General features: G+C 38.1%; 15 protein-coding genes. All 15 read left to right on the forward strand.

Annotated features, from left to right (window positions below; all coding sequences use genetic code 11):
• Positions 1 to 8 precede the first annotated feature (8 nt).
• The 15 genes from D1839_RS11970 (at position 9) to spo0A (ending at position 15,049) form a co-directional block, all read left to right on the forward strand.
• Positions 9 to 584, forward strand: coding sequence for a SpoIIIAH-like family protein (locus D1839_RS11970; protein WP_120380141.1), 576 nt, complete (start codon positions 9 to 11; stop codon positions 582 to 584).
• 513 nt (positions 585 to 1,097) lie between these two features.
• On the forward strand, positions 1,098 to 1,613 hold the full coding sequence (accB, locus tag D1839_RS11975) for an acetyl-CoA carboxylase biotin carboxyl carrier protein (RefSeq protein WP_199690101.1): 516 nt from the start codon (positions 1,098 to 1,100) through the stop codon (positions 1,611 to 1,613).
• A 13-nt stretch (positions 1,614 to 1,626) separates the two neighbouring features.
• The gene (gene accC / locus D1839_RS11980; protein WP_120380143.1) at positions 1,627 to 2,988 is read left to right on the forward strand and encodes an acetyl-CoA carboxylase biotin carboxylase subunit; all 1,362 of its coding nucleotides are present in this window, start codon (positions 1,627 to 1,629) and stop codon (positions 2,986 to 2,988) included.
• Positions 2,989 to 3,009: 21 nt separating this feature from the next.
• Complete coding sequence (locus D1839_RS11985) at positions 3,010 to 3,402, forward strand: Asp23/Gls24 family envelope stress response protein (RefSeq protein WP_120380144.1); 393 nt, start codon at positions 3,010 to 3,012, stop codon at positions 3,400 to 3,402.
• Positions 3,403 to 3,693: 291 nt separating this feature from the next.
• A complete protein-coding gene (gene nusB / locus D1839_RS11990) occupies positions 3,694 to 4,074 on the forward strand; it encodes a transcription antitermination factor NusB (protein ID WP_050353038.1) in 381 nt (126 codons plus the stop codon).
• A gap of 533 nt (positions 4,075 to 4,607) precedes the next feature.
• A complete protein-coding gene (gene folD / locus D1839_RS11995) occupies positions 4,608 to 5,468 on the forward strand; it encodes a bifunctional methylenetetrahydrofolate dehydrogenase/methenyltetrahydrofolate cyclohydrolase FolD (RefSeq protein ID WP_120380145.1) in 861 nt (286 codons plus the stop codon).
• Positions 5,458 to 6,810, forward strand: coding sequence for an exodeoxyribonuclease VII large subunit (gene xseA, locus D1839_RS12000; protein ID WP_120380146.1), 1,353 nt, complete (start codon positions 5,458 to 5,460; stop codon positions 6,808 to 6,810). Before folD ends, xseA begins: the two co-directional genes overlap by 11 nt.
• Positions 6,803 to 7,033: an exodeoxyribonuclease VII small subunit gene (locus D1839_RS12005; RefSeq protein WP_120380147.1), complete on the forward strand. Its 231-nt coding sequence runs from the start codon at positions 6,803 to 6,805 to the stop codon at positions 7,031 to 7,033. Before xseA ends, D1839_RS12005 begins: the two co-directional genes overlap by 8 nt.
• 8 nt (positions 7,034 to 7,041) lie before the next feature.
• Positions 7,042 to 7,920, forward strand: coding sequence for a polyprenyl synthetase family protein (locus D1839_RS12010; protein WP_286164792.1), 879 nt, complete (start codon positions 7,042 to 7,044; stop codon positions 7,918 to 7,920).
• A gap of 695 nt (positions 7,921 to 8,615) precedes the next feature.
• Positions 8,616 to 9,191 carry a hypothetical protein gene (locus tag D1839_RS12015; protein ID WP_120380149.1) on the forward strand — a complete coding sequence of 192 codons (576 nt, stop codon included), beginning with the start codon at positions 8,616 to 8,618 and terminating at the stop codon, positions 9,189 to 9,191.
• Positions 9,192 to 9,211: 20 nt separating this feature from the next.
• Complete coding sequence (locus D1839_RS12020; protein WP_120380150.1) at positions 9,212 to 10,045, forward strand: TlyA family RNA methyltransferase; 834 nt, start codon at positions 9,212 to 9,214, stop codon at positions 10,043 to 10,045.
• Positions 10,046 to 10,072: 27 nt separating this feature from the next.
• Positions 10,073 to 10,522 (forward strand): transcriptional regulator AhrC/ArgR, encoded by a 450-nt coding sequence (gene ahrC / locus D1839_RS12025; protein WP_120380151.1) that lies wholly within the window; start codon positions 10,073 to 10,075, stop codon positions 10,520 to 10,522.
• Positions 10,523 to 10,544: 22 nt separating this feature from the next.
• Positions 10,545 to 12,269, forward strand: a complete 1,725-nt coding sequence (gene recN, locus D1839_RS12030) for a DNA repair protein RecN (protein WP_120380152.1) — start codon at positions 10,545 to 10,547, stop codon at positions 12,267 to 12,269.
• Between the two features lie 456 nt (positions 12,270 to 12,725).
• Entirely contained in the window at positions 12,726 to 13,934 is a 1,209-nt protein-coding gene (gene spoIVB, locus D1839_RS12035; RefSeq protein ID WP_120380153.1) for a SpoIVB peptidase, read from the forward strand.
• Between the two features lie 338 nt (positions 13,935 to 14,272).
• Positions 14,273 to 15,049, forward strand: coding sequence for a sporulation transcription factor Spo0A (gene spo0A / locus D1839_RS12040; RefSeq protein WP_120380154.1), 777 nt, complete (start codon positions 14,273 to 14,275; stop codon positions 15,047 to 15,049).
• Positions 15,050 to 15,110 lie beyond the last annotated feature (61 nt).

Below are 15,110 nucleotides of genomic sequence, written 5' to 3' on the forward strand. Positions count from 1 at the left end.
GAATAGAAATGTTGAAAAAACAAACTGTTTGGTTATTAACGATGTTAAGTTTAATGATTGTATTAAGTGTTTATTATATGACCTCACCTGATAGTGAAGATTTAGCTTATATAGACGATGGAAAGGACAATACGAATGAGGACGCGGTTCCTACTGACTCAGAAGCAAACGGTGATGCAGAGGTAGAGGAAATATCGAATGTAGGACAAGATGAACTTTTTACGACAATTCGTATGGAATTACAAGATAAGCGCAATATGGAAAAAGAGAGATTAACAGACGTTGTAGCTTCTAGCTCTGCCAGCGCCGCAGAAAAAGATGAAGCATTACAAGAAATCGATGCACTTGAAGATTTGGCATCGAAAGAAAAGATTTTAGAAGAGACCATTGTTGCTTCCGCTAATTATGAGGATGTACTTGTACGCTCTGATGATGATAGTGTAACTGTTCAAGTGAAAGTTGAAGAAAATTTACCAAAATCTGAAGCAGTTTCGATTATCCAAATGGTAAAAGATGAATTAGGGGATAAAAAAGTCAATGTATCCTACTTACCATCTGAAGTGCCAACCGAAAAAGATAAGTAAGGACATGAAATCCGGGGCAACTCGGATTTTTTGGTTTATCGTATAAGAAAGCATAAAAATTTTGGCTTTGGGATAACGATATAACGGAATAGCTACGTCCGGCTTCAGCGCCCAGCAACTAGGCGACTTTAGAAATGCGCCCTACGATAAGGCCTCAACGGTTCGAGGTTAAGAGGAAGGCCGACTAAAAACGGGCTTGCCGCTCAGGCGTTGGCATACTCCTGTTGCAAGAGCATGATTCCTAAAACTTTAGTTGATTCGATCCATTCGCTACGCTGCTAAACGGGCGCTCTGCGCCTTTGTTCTATTTAATACGCAACGATTTGTTTATCATTGGTTGAGCACCTCCTCCTTTACATGGAAGCTGATCGAAGCTTTGCTTTATCCTCGCTTTCCATTTATAGTTTGTTATAATTATATCGTAGGCAACTCTTCGTCAAGGATCTCTCATAATATACCTTGAAGTTTGTTCACCATTTATCGTAAAATATTAACAGGAGTTATTAGTACCTAATGATAAATTTAAAAATGAAGGGGTGCCCTAAATATATGCTAAATGTACAAGAAATACAGGAAATAATAAAGTTAATTGATCAAACATCCATTGAAGAATTCAAATATGAAACAAGCGGAGCGTCTATTTCGCTAAAGAAAGCTTCCGCAAATGGACAAGCACAAACAAAAAGCATTCCCGTGCAAACTGTATCTGGAACAGAGCAACTGGAAACAGAAAAAACGAGTGAAGACCATATACTAGATTCTGTTCAGGAGGAGCGTACGGTTGCTTTTGACCACGAAATTGTTTCACCAATGGTAGGAACGTTTTATGCAGCTCCATCCCCAGAAAAGGAAAACTTTGTATCGATAGGTAGTAAAGTGGATAAATCAACGGTAGTTTGTATCGTTGAGGCAATGAAGTTATTTAATGAGATTGAAGCTGAAGTTGACGGAGAAATCGTAGAAATATTAGTAGAGAATGGTGAGCTAGTTGAGTATGGACAGCCACTATTTCGAGTTAGTACAAAGTAAGGGGATGTAAAGTGTGATAAAAAAACTGTTGATCGCAAACAGAGGGGAGATCGCTGTTCGAATTATTCGGGCTTGTAAAGAAATGAATATTGAAACAGTAGCTGTATACTCCCAGGCTGACAGTGAGGCTCTACATGTTCAAATGGCTGATGAAGCCTATTGTATTGGACCAACTCACAGCAAGGATAGCTATTTAAACTTTACCAACATCATGAGTGTAGCGACGATGACCGGAGTAGACGCTATTCATCCAGGATATGGGTTTTTAGCAGAAAATGCTGATTTTGCAGAGATATGCCGTGCCTGTAAGATAACCTTTGTTGGCCCGACTCCAGAGGCTATTCAAAAAATGGGAATTAAAGATGTTGCTCGACAAACGATGAAAGCTGCAAATGTTCCCATTGTTCCAGGATCTGATGGGATTATTAAAGATGAAGAAGAAGCAAAAGCAATTGCTGATCAAATAGGTTACCCGGTCATCATTAAAGCTACTGCAGGTGGTGGCGGGAAAGGAATTAGAGTAGCCCGGACAGAGGAAGAATTAAAAAAAGGGATAGAAGTAACCCAAAAAGAAGCAGAAACCTCTTTTGGTAACGCTGGTGTTTATTTGGAAAAGTTTATTGAAGATTTTCGTCATGTGGAGATTCAAGTTCTAGCTGATAAACATGGCAATGTCATCCATCTTGGTGAGCGTGATTGCTCGATTCAGCGTCGGCTACAAAAACTAGTAGAAGAAGCGCCGTCTCCGGCAATAACGCCAGATATTCGTAAGAAAATGGGGGAGGCCTCTGTAAAAGCAGCTAAGGCAGTTAACTATGAAGGGGCTGGTACTATTGAATATATATTTGATCGGAAGACACAGCAATTTTATTTTATGGAAATGAATACACGTATTCAGGTAGAGCATCCAGTTACGGAATTAATTACTGGTATTGATCTGATTAAAGAACAGATTAAAATTGCTGACAACGAAGCATTAGCGTATACACAGGCTGATATTACCCTAGAAGGATGGGCGATTGAGTGTCGAATTAATGCGGAAAATCCGTTTAAGAATTTTATGCCGTCACCTGGAACCATCTCTATGTACTTGCCGCCTGGAGGACTTGGGGTCCGCGTAGACGCTGCGGTTTATCCTGATTACGGCATACCTCCCTATTACGATTCAATGATTGCCAAATTGATTACGTATGGTAAGACTAGGGAAGAAGCAATTCATCGTATGAAACGAGCTTTGGATGAATTTATTGTGGAAGGTGTTCATACAACGATTCCATTTCATCAACAGATAATGGAACATCCCGTATTTATAAACGGTGACTTTAATACAAAATTTCTTGAAGAAAATCCGATAGTCCAAGATAAAGCTGAATAAAATGAATAAAGGAGTGAGCATATGAGTGAACAACCATTACTAAACGTAAGTGATGACAATTTAGGTAAAGTTGAAATTGCCCCGGAAGTCATTGAAGTCATTGCAGGTCTAGCGGCATCGGAAGTGGATGGTCTTTATGCAATGCGAGGGAATTTTGCTTCTGGTGTAGTTGAACGATTTGGAAAAAAGTCTCATAGTAAAGGGGTAAAAGTGGAGTTAACCGATAATGGAATTGTGATTGATTTATACGTAATTCTACATTTTGGGGTTTCAATCCCAAACGTCGCCCAAATGCTTCAGTCCAATATTAGGCAAACGTTAAAAAATATGACCGCTTTAGAAATTGATGAGATTAATGTTCACGTTGTGGGAATTCAAATGGATGCTACAGAAGAAGGGTTAGAAAATAATTAGTCAGTTAGCTTCGAGTTAAGGCATATAGACGTTAGCATAACTTTAAGGAAGAAAGCCTTTCATGTGGAAACTACCTATTCTCATGAAAGGCATTTTCTTTTTCATTCTATATAAAGAAGTAAGCAAAGATAAAAGCTCGCGGCATATGGGTATGCTAGAACATAATTCTAGATAAAAGAACGGCTGTTACGATAAGCTATTTAGTGCAACAGAAAAAATGGTTGATTGTAGCGTTGCTGTTGGAATCGTGTTATGATTTTGGAAGAGATGAACTAAAGGAGTTAGTAAGGAATGAATAGACATGAAGCTAGAAAAAAGGCATTGCAAATTTTATTTTCTCTCGACATTAATGATATGCAACCCATCCATGAAATGGAGCATTTAGACGAACACGTAAAGAAGGATGCCTTTTTAAATATGCTTGTTAATGGTGTAGTGCATTACAAAGCGGAAATTGATGCAATGATCAGTGCAAAACTAAAGAATTGGAGCTTGGATCGAATCGCTTCTGTAGAAAAAGCAATTCTCCGTATTGCAGTATATGAAATGCAGTATGTAGACGATATTCCTATAAGTGTTTCTATCAACGAAGCAATTGAATTAGCCAATACGTTTGGAGATGAACAATCCGGGAAATTTATAAATGGTGTTTTATCACGCATAAATGAATAGTGTCACTTTCTATAGCCAGCTATACAGCATAAACGAAACCATCATACATAAATATGTGCCTGTTTAAAGCAGGAAAACTTATTGCTGATCGATCTTTCTTTCCATGGATGAGCAAAGGTTAGAAGAATGGTTCAGCTGTATTTGTTCACTTCCTTTTGACAAACTATGCCTGAGGTAAGTCTTTTTCAAAGTCACCTAGCACCACTCAAATTACTTCACGGAGATATTAATTTTTTCCCGCATATAAGGTGCTGTAAAAGGTGTTGTAAGACTTTCACTTCAGGATTAGTATAATCTTGTAATGCTACAAATCTAAGAGGGAGATAACAGCACTTTCATAAGCGGCCTTTACAGTATTAACAATCAGTGAAGGGATGAATGAAAATACCCTCCATTGACTGAAGATACACTTTATGAAGAGTTTGTCAAGGTAAACAAATGAACGGTAAAGTCCAATCACGGTGTCTATATATTACTGGATTGGAAAATAACTGGAGCTTTCATGTAAGTTAAAACTGAAGGGGGTACTTAAATTGCCAGCAGAAATCATAGATGGAAAAGCGTTGTCTTTCAAGTTAAAGGAGAAAATGAAGCAGGAAGTAGCTGATTTAAAAACAGTTGGTATCCATCCCCAACTTACTGTAGTACTTGTTGGAGATCATCCTGCTTCTAGGTCCTATGTGAATGGGAAGAAAAAAGCTTGCGACGAAACAGGAATAGGTTCCCGAATTATTGAATTACCGAAAACGGTTAGCGAATCGGAACTTCTCGACCATATACATACACTAAATAACGATCCTCAAGTACATGGAATATTAGTTCAGTTGCCACTTCCTGACCATATAAGTGAGCAACTGGTGATTGAAACTATATCCCCTGAAAAAGATGTAGATGGATTTCATCCAGTGAGTATTGGAAGAATGATGACAGGAATGGATACATTTTTATCTTGTACGCCATATGGCATCATAACTATGTTACGCTCAAAAAATATTCCGGTGGAAGGAAAGCATGCTGTTGTGATTGGCAGAAGTAATATTGTAGGTAAACCAGTAGCGCAATTGCTCATGAATGAAAATGCGACTGTAACAACCTGTCATTCTAAAACCAAGCAGCTTCATCAGTATACCCAAACAGCTGATATTCTTGTGGTGGCTGTAGGAAAAGCCCATGCTATTGATGCAAGCTATATTAAAGAAGGGGCAACAGTGATAGATGTGGGAATTAACCGCCTAGAAGATGGATCATTAACAGGAGATGTGGATTTCCAATCGGTAAAGGAAAAAGCTGCGTATCTAACTCCGGTACCTCGCGGAGTAGGGCCAATGACCATAACCATGCTATTAAAAAACACGATAAAAGCTGCAAAAGGGCTTGAGAACCGTGAAGGATAATTATTTAACTGTTACAGCATTAACGAGGTACATTAAACGAAAAATGGACACAGACCCACATTTACGCCAAGTATGGCTACGTGGTGAAATATCGAACTTCAAACACCATTCCAGAGGGCATATGTACTTAACCATTAAAGATGATCACTCGCGGATTCAGGCGGTTATGTTTGCAGGAAATAATCGAATGCTAAAGTTCATTCCAGAAAACGGTATGAATGTATTGATAAAAGGGGAAATTAGCATCTTTGAAGCTTATGGACAGTATCAGCTTTATATTCAGCACATGGAGCCGGATGGAATTGGCGCATTGTATGTAGCTTATGAGCAGTTGAAAGAAAAGCTGCAACAGCAAGGGTACTTTGACGAGAAATACAAACAAGAGATCCCTCATTTACCAAACAAAATTGGTATCATCACTTCACCAACAGGGGCGGCTGTAAAGGACATTATAACTACAATTAAACGTCGTTATCCCATTGTAGATTTGATCATTTTACCAGTATTAGTGCAGGGTGAAGCAGGTGCAAGCTCGATTAAACAGGCGATTGAAACAGCAAATGAAATCGGTGACTTTGATTTGCTGATTGTTGGTAGAGGTGGAGGTTCTATTGAAGAATTGTGGAGTTTTAACGAAGAAATCGTAGCAAAGGCTATTTTTGAGTCAACCATCCCCATTATTTCTGCAGTTGGACATGAAACGGATACAACCATCAGTGATTATGTCGCAGATTTACGTGCTCCCACACCAACAGGGGCTGCTGAAATGGCTGTTCCATCGAGGGAAGAGCTAATAGAGAAAATTGAAACGCTAAAACGGATAGCGATGAAAGATATGCAAGAAAAACTTAATCAGCAACGACAGCATTTGTCCAGACTAAAACAGGCTTACGCTTTTCGTTATCCACATCAATTGCTAAAACAAAAAGAACAAGAACTGGATGCCAACATGGAGCAATTGAAAAAGGGTATCATAGCAAAATTGGCAGAAAGCCAACAGCGTTATCAGTATTTACGCGCCCGTTTTATCGTCCAGCAGCCAGGAAAGCAAATAGAAAGAGCGAAGCAGCAGCTTCAACAGTTCATAAAGCAACAGCATGTATTGATGAAACAATTACATACAGAAAAGGTTCGCTCGCTTCATAATGAAATGAATAAATTAAGTTTGCTTAACCCATTAGAAATTATGAAAAGAGGTTTTTCCATCCCTTATACAAATTCAGGGCAAATTATAAAATCTGTACATGCTGTTGAACGAGGGGATAGAATTTCATTACGCGTTCCAGATGGACAGCTTAGGTGTCAGATTACAGAAGTGGAGGAGGAGAAACGAAATGGCTGAGAAGGAATTGACTTTTGAAGAAGCAATGCAGCAACTGGAGCAAGTTGTAGAAAAATTAGAAACGGGGGATGTCCCTTTAGAAAAAGCAATTACCTATTATCAAGATGGAATGAAGCTATCTAAGCTATGTACGGAAAAATTAAACCAAGCGGAAGAAAAAATGACAAAAATTATGAATGAGCAGGGAGATTTGGAACCATTCCCGATGCAGGAGGAAGCATAATTGTGGAGATGACAATGAAGCAGTACTTAGAAGAAAAGAAACAATTAATGGATCGTACGCTACAAAATTATGTCCAAAGATTACAAATCCCTCCCGCGTTGAAGGAGTCCATGCTTTATTCATTAGAAGCTGGCGGGAAACGATTACGTCCAATCTTATTAATGGCAAGCTATGAAGCATTTAATTTGGACATAGCAGTTACTTTAAGCTCAGCTGCTGCACTGGAAATGATTCATACGTATTCTTTAATCCATGATGATTTGCCAGCAATGGATGATGACGATTATCGCCGAGGTAAACTTACAAATCATAAAGCTTTTAATGAGGCGACAGCGATATTGGCTGGAGATGCTTTATTGACGTACAGCTTTGAATTAATTAGTAAAGATGAAAAACTAACCCCAGTACAAAAAGCAGTTTTAATGGCATTATTAGCTGAGACGAGCGGTCCGAAGGGAATGGTTGCAGGCCAAATCTTAGATATGGCCGCAGAAGACAAGACGATTTCCTTAAAAGAGCTAGAGCAAGTGCATGCGTTAAAAACAGGTGAATTGCTTCGTTTTGCCGTGTTTGCAGGTGCATATCTTGGAGGAGCAACAAAGGAACAATTAAACGCATTGGAAACATTCGCTTTTTATTTGGGACTCATTTTTCAAGTGCAGGATGATATACTAGATGTAACCGGCGACCAAGCAAAACTTGGAAAACCTGTAGGCAGTGATGTGCTAAATTTAAAAAGCACGTATCCAAAATTGCTTGGTTTAGATGGGGCAATGGAACAGAAAGAATGGTATGTATTGAAGGCGAAAGAAGCGCTTGAAAAGGCTGATGTTGCAAATTCCGAGTTGATGGATTTAACCGTTTATTTTAGTCAAAGAGATCATTAATTCCGTAGTTTTTTAATAAAAAATATGTTATAATCGAATTAGGATAGGAATGGTGCAGTATTCTAGTCAGTTCTCCGTACCTGAAGGCGGGCCTAAAAATTCGCCAAAGGGCACATCGATGAAGTTCCTTGTGCAGGCTTGAGGCGCCCAGCCTTGGGTCTGTGCTGGGAGTTAAGGTTATCGGGCGATCCACAAAGGCATGTGGGCGTTGACCCGATTTCCGCGGAGGCCCATCTCTGTAGTAACAACTAAGCCTAGTTGTCATTATGGAATGGGGTATGAACCTGCAGTATACGGTAAGGGACACCTAATATGCAGCGTAGCCTGCCTTGAGTGGTGACTGAGGGGATTAGAGTTATCAATAATAAATTAGATGGCCACTAATTTGTTATTGCCATCTCTATGAAATCAGCACTGCAAAAGAGGCTAGGGGACGGTTAAGAACTGTTGAGGAAATCTCCTAGACTGTTCATTCGACGTTTAAAAGGGATTATAGTGTGGACTAAGTGGTAATCCAGTCTAGCTCTTGGCGACAAAGCTAAGATGGTTTTAAAGGGGAACCGCCCATGTGGCAACACGGGGTAGCCATCTGGGAAAACCTACTGGACCTAAGCCGCAGTTTTTACCTTTTAAACGACCATTCCTTTGTACATAATAAGTTACGTATAACACGTTTTTAAATAATGGGGTATGAAATGAAATCACATGTAAAACGATCGATTAAATTTAGTTTAACTATTGCCGTTATCACTTTTGTGTTAGCGGCTATTTTTTCAGTTGTATCTTCTTCTATTTTAGGCGGAGTTGCCTGGTTTATCGGCTTATTCATTGTGCTTGTCATCGTTTTGGTTGGAGTTGCTTTTGATATGCTAGGAATCGCTTCTACAGCGGCACAAGAAGCTCCCTTTCATGCGATGGCTGCAGAGAAAGTGACCGGAGCAAAAGAGGCGGTTATTATTATTCGAAATGCAGATCGATTTGCCAGCTTTTGTAACGATGTAATTGGGGATATATCTGGAATTGTAAGTGGTACAGCTTCAGCTATAGTAGTACTTCAAATCGCAAATTTGTTAGGTTATGGAGAAGGATCATCCGTGCAAATTTTTATTTCGGTGGTATTGACAAGCGTTGTCGCTGCACTTACAGTTGGTGGCAAAGCATTAGGTAAATATTTTGCCATTAATGCTTCCACGAAAATTATTTTTTTTGCAGGAAAAATTATCTCCATTATGGAAAATAGATTAAAAATAAAAGTATTGCCTAAAAATTAATAAAAGAAGGACTTACCCTAATGAGTAAAAAGAGACTAGATGTATTGCTAGTGGAAAAATCACTGGCATCGACAAGAGAAAAGGCGAAGCGATTAATTATGGCTGGACAAGTCTTTGCTGAACAAGAGAGATTGGATAAACCAGGGATGCAAATTGATGAATCCACTCATTTAACGGTTAAAGGCAAGCTGTTTCCTTATGTTGGACGCGGTGGATTAAAGCTTGAAAAAGCATTAAAAGAGTTTTCAATAACGGTAAAAGATAAAATTGTTGTGGATGTTGGTTCATCTACTGGTGGTTTTACAGATTGCGCCTTGCAAAATGGCGCTGCATTATGTTATGCGATTGATGTCGGCTATAATCAGCTTGACTGGAAGTTGAGAAACGATGATCGGGTTATTGTGATGGAACGAACGAATTTTCGTTATGTTACGTTAGATATGCTCGAGGACGGAAAACCAAACTTTGCTTCTATCGATGTTTCTTTTATTTCCTTGCGGTTACTTTTGCCTGTATTAAAGTTGCTACTGAAAGACAATAGTGATATAGTAGCACTCGTTAAACCGCAATTTGAAGCAGGAAAAGAGCAAGTTGGTAAGAAGGGTATTGTTCGAGATCGTCGTGTTCATCAATCTGTCATCAGTCAAATGATTGATTTTGCAGAACGGGAAGAATATCAAGTGTTAGGCTTAACTTTTTCCCCAATAACTGGTGGAGACGGCAATATTGAATTTTTGCTACACTTAGGCTGGAAAAAACATGAAACATCACAACGATTTTCGGATCAAGACATAGAAAACTTAGTTTCTAAAGCACATGAAGAGTTGATACGAAAAAAGAATAAAAATAAATAATGCAAGTTTAAGAAATGGGGTCACCCGATGAGCAAAATACAACGTCATATAAAAATTCGAGAATTAATAACAAATAATGAAATTGAAACACAGGATGAGCTTGTAGATCGATTGAAAAATCTAGGATATAATGTAACGCAAGCAACTGTTTCTAGAGACATCAAAGAGCTGCATTTAGTAAAGGTAGCAACAACAAATGGGACATATAAATATAGTTTGCCTGCAGACCAACGCTTTAATCCGTTAGATAAATTAAAGCGTTTAGTCATGGACGCATTTGTGAAAATTGATTATGCAAGCCATTTTATCATATTAAAAACACTACCTGGTAATGCTCATGCTGTTGGTGCCTTAATCGATCAGCTAGATTGGGAAGAAATTATGGGGACCATTTGTGGAGATGATACCTGCTTAATCATATGCAGAACAGAAGCAGATGCATTAGCAATCAAAGAGCGTTTTATAGAGATGCTGTAATCAGAAGGTGGGGAATAAGGGCGTGCTTACGGAATTATCAATTCAGGATTTTGCGATTATCAACAAGCTTTCCATCACTTTTCACGAAGGATTAACTGTATTGACAGGTGAAACGGGCGCAGGGAAATCGATTATTATTGATGCAGTTCAATTGCTCGCAGGAGGAAGAGGCTCCGTTGAATTTGTTCGGCACGGTGCCAAAAAAGCAGACATTGAAGGGCTGTTTATTATCGAGGATGAGTCACACCCAGTATATAACGTTTGCCAACAGTACGGTATCGAATGTGAAGATCATCAGCTTGTGCTAAGACGAACAATGACCGCGAATGGTAAAAGTATTTGCCGTGTAAATAGCAAATTAGTGACGCTAGCCATTCTCCGTGAATTTGGGAAAACATTAATTGATATCCATAGCCAGCACGAGACACAATCACTAACGGATCCAGAGCAGCATATTGAGTTGTTAGATTTATATCAGCCCGAATTAATCAACAAGGCTAAAGACGAATATTTTAACCTATACGAACAGTTATCCAATTTGAAAAATCGTTATCGTAAATTAAGTGAAAATGAGCAAGAGACTGCGCAACGATTAGACCTGCTACAATTTCAATTAAAAGAATTGGAACAAGCTCAACTGCAACCAAATGAGGACGAACAGCTGGAAGAAGAAAGAAATACGTTAGCAAATTATGAACGAATTTATTCAGCCTTGCAACTAGCCTATAATTCCCTTTATGGGGAACAAAAAGGTCTTGATTGGGTGAACCAAGCCCAAATTGCCTTGCAGGATAACAGTAAGTTTGATTCATCGATTGCAGAAAAAGCCGAAGAGATAGCCAATTACTATTTTGGTTTAGAGGAGCTTACTTATGATTTGGGAAATCTAATTGAATTGTTACAATATAACCCCGAGCGTTTAAATGAGATTGAAGCTCGTCTAAGCGAAATCAATCGATTAAAGAAAAAGTATGGTGCTACGGTGTCTGAAATGCTGACATATATGGCAAAAATTGAAGAAGAAATCGAGCAAATTAACAATAAAGATTCTCATCTCTCGAAGTTAGAAGAACAAATCAAAGAAAAAGCGAAAGATGCTTTTTTGGAAGCTCAGGAGTTGCATGATATACGTCAAGCAGCTGCAATGGCTTTAACGAAAGAAATTCATAAGGAGTTAAAGGATCTTTATTTAGATAAAGCTCAATTTAAAGTTGATTTTGCTGAAAATAAGCTGGATCAACGAGAAGCATTGGATAAGCAATTGCATAAAAATGGATTGGATCATATAACCTTTTTGATCTCTACAAATCCAGGGGAGCCTCTAAAGCCATTAAATAAAGTTGCTTCTGGAGGAGAACTGTCACGCATTATGTTAAGCTTAAAAAAAATATTTGCCAGACATCAAGGAGTCACAAGTGTTATTTTTGATGAAGTTGATACCGGGGTTAGTGGGCGTGTAGCACAAGCAATTGCGGAGAAAATATATCACATTTCTCAGGAGTCACAGGTCTTATGTATTACTCATCTTCCTCAAGTAGCTGCAATGGCTGATACCCATAAACTAATTGAAAAAGAAGTAATGGATCATCGAACATCTACCAGTGTTCATGAATTGACCCGAGAACTGCAGATAAATGAACTAGCTCGTATGATTACGGGAACGAAGCTTACGGAAACAGCAGTAGATCATGGTAGGGAAATGTTAGAAATGGCAATCCAATTTAAATCAAAAGAGCATAATTTATAGCAAAAAGCCAGAAAATATATTATCTGGCTTTTTATTTTGTCCAAAAAATTTCAAAACATAAAAAGCATATCAGTTATTATCCCCTGTTGTAAACGTTTTTCATCCCCCATATAAGGTGCTGAAATCTGTACTGCGAGAAGTCTAACACCTAAATATCCTATTTCATAAGAGAGGTCTTTGTCATATCCTTGAGCTGCTAAAAGCCTTGGAGATGCATGAAAACCCACTTATTGAAGATTCGATTAACAAATTAAAGTGATTGGCATGTTGGAAAATTTTAAAAACAGCAACAATGGTAAGCGAAGTTTTAACCTATGTTATACATATCGAACTAAAAGCCTGTGAAGGTAATGTTAGGCAAGCTTGCTTATGTTTCACCAGTTTAAAACAACGTGAAAAAGCTTAAATTAAAGGTACAGATATAAAGGTGGTTTGGGTATGGAAAGAGGAGAGTGAATGAATTTGGAAAGAAAGCACAACAAAATACGCATTGGCATAGTCACAATTATTGCCCTGCTTGCATTTCCTTTTTTTACGCAACAAATAATTCCATTTAAAAGTCAGCCTTCGCAGGCAGCATCCACTTTAACTGATACCGGTGCTGGAAATACCACTGCAAAAGATCTATCACTAGCTGAGCTTACCGGTTTATCTTTCCACCAAGCAAAAGCAGAAGCGCATGATGATAAAAAGATAATCCCTGGAGGGCAATCCATCGGCGTTCAACTACAAACAAAAGGTGTCTTAGTTGTAGGACATCATGTAGTAAAAGGAAAATCAGGTGGCATCTCTCCAGGAGAAAAAGCTGATATTCAGGTGGGGGATGTTATTTTAGAAATTGATGGTAAAGAAATTAAAACAATGAATGATGTTAAACCGTTTGTTAAACAAGCTGGGGAAACAAATCATCCATTGGATATAAAATTAAAACGTGGAGAAAAAACGATCTCTACGGAGTTAAAACCTGCATTAGATCAACAAGGTAAAAATTACCAAATTGGATTGTATATTCGTGATTCAGCAGCTGGGATAGGAACGATGACTTTTTATGATCCAAGCTCAAAAAAATACGGAGCACTCGGCCATGTGATTTCGGATATGGATACGAAAAAGCCGATAGAAATTAACAATGGTGCAATTGTTCGTTCTTCGGTAACGTCAATTGAAAAAGGTAATAATGGAATTCCCGGAGAAAAGCAAGCCACATTTTCGCCGACAGATAATAAAATTGGTTCTATTACAAAAAATAGTCCATTTGGCATATTTGGAGAGCTGAATCAAAATTTGGAGGATGCTCGTAAACCAATGCCTATTGCTAAACCTCATGAAGTGCAAGAAGGTCCTGCAAAAATTTTAACGGTACTTGAGGGAGAAAAGGTTGAAGCATACGATGTAGAAATCGTCAGTAGCGTGCCGCAGACAAATGCAGCTACTAAAGGAATGGTTATTCAAATAAAGGATAAGGAGTTACTGAATAAAACGGGTGGAATTGTGCAAGGAATGAGTGGAAGCCCTATTATCCAAAATGGAAAAATTATTGGCGCAGTAACGCATGTGTTCGTTAATGATCCAACGTCTGGCTATGGTGTCCACATTGAGTTTATGCTACAAGAAGCTGGTATTAATGTTCCTAAAAATGGATCATCATTAAAAAAGGTAAGCTAAAGTAAGGACTTGTTTTGGAAACTTCTCCAATTCAAGTCTTTTTTCTTTTCAGCTAAAACCACTTATTTTTGTAAAGGAATGCATTAATTTGTGTCAAGAAACTCATATTTTTAGCGGTAGTAAAAAATAGATATGTTATAATTATGAAATAATAAATATTTTTCGACAAGCATATGTCTATATTTATCGAATATAATCGTATTTTTGAGTAAAACAGAGAAAAACAAAGCAAATTTCAAAAAAACCAAAGTTTTTTAATTAAAAGAAGGATATTTGTGATTTGTGTAGAATATGTAAAATAGTGAGAAGTTATGTATTACATAAAAGGAGGAGCTATTGTGGAAAAGATTGAAATTTGTTTAGTGGATGATAATCGTGAATTGATCAAACTAATGGAAGACTATTTTGAAGAGCAGGCGGATATTGAAGTAATTGGGACAGCTTTTAACGGAAGAGACTGTTTAACGATGCTTGAAGATATGGAGCCGGATGTGTTGGTGTTGGATATTATTATGCCTCATGTGGATGGGCTTGCCGTGCTAAACACATTGCGTTCTTCAGGTGGAAAAACACCGCATGTCATTATGTTAACAGCTTTCGGTCAGGAAGAAGTAATGAAAAAAGCAGTGGATCTTGGAGCAGCCTATTTTATTTTGAAACCTTTTGACTTAGATAACTTAGCTGAACAAATTAGACAAGTACAGGGAACTGCTGTTTATTCAACAGGTGTTTCCAAAGTCCAGCGAAAAGAGAAGAAAAAACAGGATTTAGAAGCAAGTATAACGAATATTATTCATGAAATTGGTGTTCCAGCTCATATTAAAGGTTATATGTATTTACGAGAAGCGATTACGATGGTCTTTAATGATATTGAGCTCCTTGGTTCGATTACCAAGGTTTTATATCCGGATATAGCTAAGAAATATAACACAACAGCTTCTCGTGTAGAACGGGCAATTCGACATGCTATTGAAGTAGCGTGGAGCAGGGGGAACATTGATTCCATTTCTGACTTGTTTGGATATACGATCAGTATTTCCAAAGCAAAACCAACGAATAGTGAATTCATTGCCATGGTGGCTGATCATCTACGTTTGGAGCATAAAGCAAGCTAATATTGCTCTAAAAGCTAAAAAACATATCCTCCATTGAAGGCGGATATGTTTTTTAGAATAG

It is taken from the genome of Roseburia sp. 1XD42-34 (assembly GCF_009917385.1).
Lineage (GTDB): Bacteria > Bacillota > Bacilli > Bacillales > Amphibacillaceae > Virgibacillus.

Bases quoted from the DNA above. Each gene is read 5' to 3' on its own strand.
- D1839_RS12005 (WP_120380147.1), top strand. From the start codon at position 6,803: ATGGCTGAGAAGGAATTGACTTTTGAAGAAGCAATGCAGCAACTGGAG.
- D1839_RS12010 (WP_286164792.1), top strand. From the start codon at position 7,042: ATGACAATGAAGCAGTACTTAGAAGAAAAGAAACAATTAATGGATCGT.
- D1839_RS12020 (WP_120380150.1), top strand. From the start codon at position 9,212: ATGAGTAAAAAGAGACTAGATGTATTGCTAGTGGAAAAATCACTGGCA.
- spoIVB (WP_120380153.1), top strand. From the start codon at position 12,726: ATGAATTTGGAAAGAAAGCACAACAAAATACGCATTGGCATAGTCACA.
- D1839_RS11985 (WP_120380144.1), top strand. From the start codon at position 3,010: ATGAGTGAACAACCATTACTAAACGTAAGTGATGACAATTTAGGTAAA.
- ahrC (WP_120380151.1), top strand. From the start codon at position 10,073: ATGAGCAAAATACAACGTCATATAAAAATTCGAGAATTAATAACAAAT.
- nusB (WP_050353038.1), top strand. From the start codon at position 3,694: ATGAATAGACATGAAGCTAGAAAAAAGGCATTGCAAATTTTATTTTCT.
- accB (WP_199690101.1), top strand. From the start codon at position 1,098: ATGATAAATTTAAAAATGAAGGGGTGCCCTAAATATATGCTAAATGTA.
- D1839_RS11970 (WP_120380141.1), top strand. From the start codon at position 9: ATGTTGAAAAAACAAACTGTTTGGTTATTAACGATGTTAAGTTTAATG.
- D1839_RS12015 (WP_120380149.1), top strand. From the start codon at position 8,616: ATGAAATCACATGTAAAACGATCGATTAAATTTAGTTTAACTATTGCC.